We start from the raw sequence: 7872 nt of genomic DNA, 5'->3' as shown, positions 1-7872 counted from the left end.
ATGGAATCTTAAAACAAGAGTTTTTATTGGAGGAATATCAGGTCGACATCCAAACAATGCAATTATTGGTGAAAGATGCTGTGCGAATTTACAATACGCAAAGACCTCATTATTCTTGCCACATGAGGACTCCTGAGCAAATGCATGAACAGAAAGAGATTGAAATCAGATCCTATAAAAACAAAGATAGATGTCGGGCTAGCCCGACATCTATCTCATAAAGCATATTAATTTTGTCCTAGTAAAAGCTGTAACGTTATTTCAGGACTAGACATTTCCAAACTAAAGTTGGATGTTACCATCCTATACGAAACAAATGGAGCCGCTAAAACTGATTATCAGGTGATTGAAAACAAAGACAAAAGTATTGCTCAACTTGTCAGAACATTACGAAAAATGTACAACTCAGAGCAGATTCTATTTTGCTTTGAAGATACAGGCGTTTATTCGTTACCGTTGGCTTGTTGTTTAAGTGATAACACGTTGTCGTATTGGCAGGTTCCTGCCATTGAAATAAAGCGCAGCAAGGGTATCTGCCGTGGTAAAAGTGACAAGACTGATTCAAAAGACATTGCTCTTTACGCCTATTCACACATGCATAAATTTAGGCCAAGTTCGTTATCTCCAAAATCAATCCAGAAGCTGAGAATTCTGTTTGCAGAAAGAGAAAAGATACTCAGAAGTCTATCCTCTTTTGAACGGACAAAAGAAAACCAAGACTATGTACCCAAAGAAGTTTTTCAATGCGTGACAGCCATAAATCGATCGGTACTATCTCAGCTTCACAAGGCTTTGAAACTTACCGAAACTAAAATGATGGAAGTGATCGAATCCGAACAACAGCTAAAACAAAAATCCGAACTTTTACTTTCTATCCCCGGAATCGGCATGCAAACAGCCATTTATCTGATGATTGCAACAAAAGCTTTTGAGTCGTTTGATAATTGGCGGCAATTAGCCTGTTATGCCGGAGTGGCTCCTTTTCCGTATCAATCAGGAACCAGCATCCATGGACGAACTAAAGTGCATCCCCTGGCTGATAAAAAGCTAAAAAGCCTACTTAATATGTGTGCCATTGTTGCTGTTCGTTATGACAAAGAACTTAAAGCATATTATCAACGTAAATTAACTGAAGGTAAGCCTAAAATGCTTACAATAAACAATGTCAGATGTAAATTACTTGGACGTGTATTTGCCGTTATTATATCGTGAAAAGCCTTTTATTAATACATTCAAATTTGCATCCTGATTTTTAACTCAAAAACCTTGTTTTTTATCATAGAATGCGGCGTGTATCATTTTTTTATTTATTGATTTAAATAAACTGTCAATTGATTTGTCTTCAATGTCAAAATAATTTATATTGTCAACAACTTTCCTTGTTAAATTGTTTTCTTCTACATTCTTTCCTAATTTTTCCCAAGCTTCTTTCCAAATGCTATTTGTTTCTAGCTTTTTTAATTTTTTAGTGGTTTTTTTTAATGGTAGTATGTGTGTAATCTGTTCATAATCATCATAAAAATCCATTAAATCAATGAAGTTTTTTGTAGATAATTCATTGATTTCGCATAGAAATAGATTGTCTGCGTCTTCAACAAACTCTTTGTTGTTTCTTATGATATCTAAGGATTCTTTATTGCACTTTCTCGTCATGTATTCAAAACATACTAATTCTTTGACGTCATTAATAAACCCTGAAGTATAGTGCATTATTGCATCTTTTTCATTTATGTGTCCACGTTCAATAAGAATTGTTGCTATTTCACAAAATGATTGTTTCTCGGAAATATCCTCAGTTCCGTCAAATGGATAACGAAAAATTTCGCTCTTTAAAAAGAAAGCAACATCTTCATCTTCTTCAATATTTGTAACTTCAAGCAATTCAATTAAGAAATAGAGATATCTTCCTTGTGTCCAACAATTAAATGTAGTTTCTTGTGTATCATACTCAAAATATCCAATATTAGCATTTGTAAGTCTATGAAAGTCTTTTAAAATTTTATCTCTAAAAGATTTTGATAAAGTTGGATCAACTTTAATTATTTCTATTAATTCAAAATTGAATAATTGTTCAAAATATATTGCATTTTTTATAATCAAATTTAACCAGTAGGTTTTCTTCCAAATAAAATTATCTATAAAGTCAATAATTGATGGATTTTGAAATTCTATTAGTGTGTATTTTTCTTCAGTTAATTCGTCAACTCCATCTTTAAAGGAAAACAAAGTTCCTTCTAGGCTTCGTATAGTATATTCAAAATCATCGTAACTAAATGACTGATATTCTTGGCTATTTTCAATTATTGAATTTACAGCTTTCTCTAAGTTCTTAACAGGTAATTCACCTTCTATTAAAAACCGGATTATAATAATTAATTTATAAAGCTTGTTTGGGAAATTGTCGTATACATCTTGCCATACTCTCAAGGGGTTATTAAGATTCTCAATAAAATAAGAATAATAACTATTATCTTCAATTTGTATATTTCTGAGAATATTTTCATCTGTTAGTTTTTCAATTATTCTAGGGTTATAGTTTTTATGGTCAATTATTTTTTTGTAATCAGAGTTAAGTAAATTATTTATGTATTTAATTGGTAATCTGCTATTATTTATATAATTATACAATATCTCAGTTCTAATCCTTCTCGTAAATGAACTTAGCTCAATTATATGTTTTGTTATTGTATTACTAATTTCATTAATTGGAAACAAGTCCTTATGGGCTTGGCGTAGTATATATTCTCGGGAGGTGATAATTAATTTCTTATTTGTTGACTTTTCTATTTTCTTTATCAAAAAAAGAAGGAGTTGAGCGTAATCATTTTTTTTATCCAGTTTGATATGTCCTAAAAAATCATCAATATAGAAAATGCAGGGATCTTCATTGTAAAGTAAAGATTCTGCCTCCTGAATCTTTCTATATGATAAGCCGATTAATTGATATTTATTAAAATATAAATAATGAGAAATGACGGCATGAGATAATGTCGTTTTACCAATTCCAGGATTACCAGAGATAATTACAATATTATTGGATTCAAGGTGATTAATAACTTGGTCATATTGCTCTATCGGTACAAAATTTACAAGAGAGAAAAGTAGTTCCTCGCCAATAAATCTTGAATGATTTAGTATTCCTAAGTGAAATATTTTTTGATGAACATTGATGCTTTTCATCCATAATTCAGGGTATTTGAATTCAATATGATGGTTTATTGGTAAACTTAATAAATAGTTTAAGTCGCTTGTAGTCAAAATGTTATTTGGATTAACCTTGTTTTTAAATACTTCAACGATTTTATCTTTATTAGCGACAGTAAGGTCAAGTGATATAACAAGTAAATAAGTTGAAAATTTCATTTTTTTTATCTTGTCGTTTTCATTCTTTAGTACAGAGATAAGATTGTTGAAGTTTTTATACCTCTTGCATTGAACGATTAGCATATTATTCTTCGATTCAGAATATCTAAAATCTATCCCATTGTCTTTTCCCTCTGCAAAATTTTCAAATATTCCATATTGAGTTCTGAGCAAATCCCTTGAAATTTGTTCAAATCGTAACGGTGATAATAGCTCTGTAAAATTATAATTGTTCATGATAGGTTTCTTCTTGTTTGGTTTTAAATAGCGGCGAACATCGATGTATTTTGTTTTATTACTACTTAAATTCCTGAAATAAGGATCTTCATCCAATACTGAAATAAAAGAGGATGTGTTCACATACACAACCCGTGAAAATATTGAGTTGCTTCATGTCTTCTTTTATTTTTCATAGATAAAAATAGCTAAATTGACAGGATGAGGCGGATTGCTAACCCGTGTCCTCTCATTGTTTTTTATATTGGTATTAAGCTTTCAAAACTACAAAAAACATCTCATAAAACAGCTTTTAGGTTAAAATTGATTTTATAAAAACGAAAAATGAAAGGTGGCTGGATCTTTCTTCATGTCTTAATGGTTAATGCATATTAGATTGTTTGTCAATTGAATAGTTGGTTGCCAGCTTTGCTGTGCCTTTGCTTCTGGAGAATTATTTGATCTTTTCCGCTTGCGGTTTTCAAACCTTTCCTTACCTTTGCCGTCGCATTTGGTGATTGTTTCCTGAGCGGGAGACAATCCAAAAGGGAATCCGGTGCGTTTGTCGCATGAACTATTCCGGAGCTGTACCCGCAGCTGTAAATCCCATAAACGTATCTGAAATTCCATTGCCACTGTTTACTAAAACGGGAAGGCGTCAGATACGGGGATGAGCCAGAAGACCTGCCAATGTTTTTATCAACCGGAACTTCGGGAAAAAGGTTCTATGGGCATGTCTCTTACTTCCATTTGTAGTCATACTCCGAGCTGTTTCCCGAGCATTTATTTACTGTTTACACAATGCTTAAACGTTTATTGCTCCTCGGATTCGTCTTTTCATTCGGATATGCGATGGTATTGGCTGTACCTGCCAAACGAATCATTTCTCTATCTCCCTCATTAACAAAAAACCTGCAATATCTCGGTGATGAACAGGAGCTGGTGGGTTGTACCAGTTATTGCAAAACTACCCGCAAGGTGAATGTGGTGGCTACTGCTGTCAAGGTGAACGTGGAAAAGGTGGTGTCGCTAAAGCCCGATCTGGTGGTGGCTTCGTCGATGACTCCTCCCGAGACCGTAGCGCAATTGAAAAAGTTCGGTATTCAGGTGGTGATGTTCCCCATGCCGAAATCGTATGCCGAAATTTGTTCGCAGTTCAGGCAACTGAGCCGGTTGGTGGGGCGCGAAGCCGTTGCCAACAAGGTGTTGCAGTCGGTGCAGCAGCGCATCGACCGGGTGAAAGCCCGCAAAGCCGATGGACGGAAGATTTTTATCCAGCTGGGTGTAGATCCTCTGTTTGCCGTTATTCCCAATACTTTTCTGAACGATTATATCACGTTGGCCGGTGGCCGGAACATTGCCGAAGGCATGAGAACCGGTTCCATCACCCGCGAAGCCGTGTTGCTGAAGAATCCGTCGGTGATTTTTATTGTCACCATGGGAAATATCGACCGGGAGGAAAAACAGCGATGGGAGAAATTCTCTAATCTTGAGGCCGTGCGTACAAAAAAGGTGATTGTCATCGACTCCAACATGGCGTGCGTACCAACACCCGTCACCTTTGCTGAAACGCAGGAGCTGATGATGAAGGCGTTGAAATAGTAAACAGTAAACAGTACTCAGTCGGCTCAATCGTAAATTGTAAATGAATAAATTGTCAATGAACAAGAACGGACTTATACATATATACACGGGTGATGGCAAGGGAAAAACCACTTCGGCCATCGGACTGGCGACCCGTGCGCTGGGCCACGGACAGAAGGTGTGCTACTGCTCTTTTCATAAAGACCCGGAAAAATACGGCTACAACGAAATGCAGAGCCTGCGTAAACTGGGAGCTGATGTTTTCAATTTTGCCAAGGGACATCCGCATTTGAATCGTTCGTTGGACGAGAATGTGATTCGGCAGGAGACGCACGAGGCGGTAGCGAAGATCAAAAACGAATTTTTTGCTGCGGGTTACGACCTTATGATTCTGGACGAACTGAATATTTCGGTACGCGACAATTATCTGGAAGAGAAACTGTTGCTCGACCTGATCAAAGCAAAACCGTCAACGCTGGAACTGGTTATTACCGGTCGGGGAGCTACGGATGCCGTGATGGAGCTGGCCGATTATGTGAGCGAAATTAAAAAGATAAAACACCCTTACGATCAGAAGATTCGTAGCCGGGAGGGAATAGAGTTCTAAATACATTAGGTGTTACAATTGATTTGCAGATTTCAATAGCAGACCTCTCCCCAACCCCTCTCCCGAGAGAGAGGGGCTATGTATCTGAAAAGTGAGTTGTATCTTGTATCATCACTGTCGTGTTCCTCCTCGCCTTCGGAGAGGAGGTTAGGAGGAGAGGTCAGAACTGAAAATTTGTTGCTGAATTATCAATAATGAAGGTATTCAAACTATATCGTGTCGGTTTCCTGGTACTGCTGCTGGTGTTTCTGATAGCAGCCTCGGTTTGGTCGTTGCTTTCGGGCGACATCAACATCTCGTGGAAGCAGTTGCCCTACGTGTTGCAGCATTCGGACAGCATGGAGTATTCCGTGTTGATGAACCTGCGCGTTCCGCGTCTGTTGCTGGCTTTTGCCGTGGGAGCATCGTTAAGCTTGTCGGGTGTTATTTTGCAGGGTATTTACCGCAATCCGCTGGTAGAACCCTTTACACTCGGAATCTCGGGCGGTGCTTCGCTTGGTGTGGCACTGATAATCGTATCGGGAACGGCATTGTCGCTGGGTAGTTTTTTACTTCCGGTAGCCGGTTTTGCCGGGGCATTCGTTACCATCTTTCTGGTGTATGTGCTGGGAATGGGCAAGAGTGCAGCCAATATCAACCGAATGTTGCTCACGGGCGTCATGATCAGTTTTGTTTGCTCGTCGTTGCTGATGTTTTTGCTGTCGATATCGACCACCGAAGATATGCACAATATAATTTTCTGGACAATGGGTTCGCTGGAACAACCCGACGGAAGACTTATTCGCCTGATGTTGTTCGGTAGTGTCGGGGTCTTTTTGCTGACGCACCTGTTTGCTCATGCACTCAATGCCTTGCGTTTGGGTGAAGATGAAGCGATACATCTGGGCATCAATGTAAAACTGACGATACGGGTGCTGTTTGTGCTGGCATCGTTGCTGACAGGCTTGTGTGTCTCCATTGCCGGTATTATCGGTTTTGTGGGCTTAGTAATTCCACACCTGATGCGGCGTGCCGTAGGATCGGACTACCGTATTTTGCTCTCGGCAAGTTTTCTGGGCGGCGGTCTGTTTCTGATCGTTTGCGACGTGTTGGCCCGTACGCTGATTGCGCCCAACGAACTGCCGGTGGGTGTGCTGACGGGGATTACCGGAGGCATATTGTTTATCATTCTTTTAAGCAGAAAGGGTTCGGCATGGAAGAAATGAAAGAACCACTGTTGGAGATCGACAGCTTATGCGGCGGTTATAAGAGCTTTCGGTTGCAAGAGGTCGCGTTTACGCTCAATAAAGGCGATTTTGCGGGCATTATCGGACCGAACGGTTCGGGCAAAAGTACGCTGATCAAAACGCTGCTTGGAGATTTGAAACGTTCGTCGGGAACGATGTTGCTTGAAGGAAAAGAGCTGAGTGCAATGCCGGTACGACAAAAAGCGCAGGCCATTGCCGTGGTGACGCAACACATTGAGGATACGTCGATGTCGGTATTGGAATATGTATTGCTGGGGCGCTTGCCATACCGCGAACTGTTTCAGTTTTTTGAAAAGAAAGAAGATGTGGCGAGAGCCGAAAAATATATGGAGCTTACGGGTATTCTGAAATACCGTGATCAACCGCTCTCGTCGCTTAGTGGTGGCGAACGGCAACTGGCGGCAATGGCCCGGGCGCTCACGCAGGAGCCGAAGCTTTTGTTGCTCGATGAACCGACCTCGCAACTCGACATCAGCCATCAGGTGCAGGTGCTCGATCTGGTGCGGGAACTCAATTGCGAACTTGGACTGACGGTGCTGATGATTATTCACGACCTGAATCTGGCCAGCTCTTACTGCAACAGATTGTTGTTGTTGGACGGCGGTAAGCTTCATACGCAGGGTGCACCCGACGAGGTGTTGCAGTTCTCCATCATCGAAGAGGTATACAAAACCGTGGTCGTCACCCGTCCTAATCCCGTTACGGGACGACCGACCGTTTTTCTGGTGCCGCGTCATCAGATAGAAAAATTGAAAAAAGAAAGAGTAATAAACGAATAGTTTTTCTAACCTTTTCTAAAGTTTAGAACTTTAGAAAAGGTAGATAAAAAAATAAATCTGTTCCAACCAGCCGATT

7 protein-coding genes and 1 riboswitch are annotated in these 7872 nt (G+C 39.4%); of the genes, 6 read left to right on the top strand and 1 reads right to left on the bottom strand.

The features are described from left to right. Positions 1-221: integrase core domain-containing protein (locus F8N35_RS12710; protein ID WP_293053650.1), on the top strand; the 221-nt coding region annotated here is incomplete at its 5' end. A gap of 37 nt (positions 222-258) precedes the next feature. Further along, entirely contained in the window at positions 259-1212 is a 954-nt protein-coding gene (locus tag F8N35_RS12705; protein WP_363928387.1) for a transposase, read from the top strand. A gap of 45 nt (positions 1213-1257) precedes the next feature. Here the strand turns inward: F8N35_RS12705 and F8N35_RS12700 are convergent, their stop codons facing one another. After that, a complete protein-coding gene (locus F8N35_RS12700) occupies positions 1258-3723 on the bottom strand; it encodes a restriction endonuclease (protein ID WP_293053648.1) in 2466 nt (821 codons plus the stop codon). A gap of 351 nt (positions 3724-4074) precedes the next feature. Continuing rightward, positions 4075-4286: riboswitch (cobalamin riboswitch) on the top strand. 94 nt (positions 4287-4380) lie between these two features. On the opposite strand from F8N35_RS12700, the gene F8N35_RS12695 reads away from it, so the two are divergent. The 4 genes from F8N35_RS12695 to F8N35_RS12680 all read left to right on the top strand — a co-directional run bounded on the left by F8N35_RS12695 (position 4381) and on the right by F8N35_RS12680 (position 7796). Beyond that, on the top strand, positions 4381-5181 hold the full coding sequence (locus F8N35_RS12695) for a helical backbone metal receptor (protein WP_293053646.1): 801 nt from the start codon (positions 4381-4383) through the stop codon (positions 5179-5181). A gap of 58 nt (positions 5182-5239) precedes the next feature. Further along, positions 5240-5770, top strand: a complete 531-nt coding sequence (locus tag F8N35_RS12690; protein ID WP_293053644.1) for a cob(I)yrinic acid a,c-diamide adenosyltransferase — start codon at positions 5240-5242, stop codon at positions 5768-5770. Positions 5771-5964: 194 nt separating this feature from the next. Continuing rightward, positions 5965-6975 carry an iron ABC transporter permease gene (locus F8N35_RS12685; RefSeq protein ID WP_293053642.1) on the top strand — a complete coding sequence of 337 codons (1011 nt, stop codon included), beginning with the start codon at positions 5965-5967 and terminating at the stop codon, positions 6973-6975. Beyond that, a complete protein-coding gene (locus F8N35_RS12680) occupies positions 6963-7796 on the top strand; it encodes an ABC transporter ATP-binding protein (RefSeq protein WP_293053640.1) in 834 nt (277 codons plus the stop codon). Before F8N35_RS12685 ends, F8N35_RS12680 begins: the two co-directional genes overlap by 13 nt. Positions 7797-7872: the final 76 nt, after the last annotated feature.

The sequence above is a fragment of the Paludibacter sp. genome (genome assembly GCF_009712605.1).
Classification (GTDB): domain Bacteria; phylum Bacteroidota; class Bacteroidia; order Bacteroidales; family Paludibacteraceae; genus Microbacter.
Note: the sequence above shows the minus strand (reverse complement) of the source record. Positions and strands in the feature narration are given on the sequence as shown.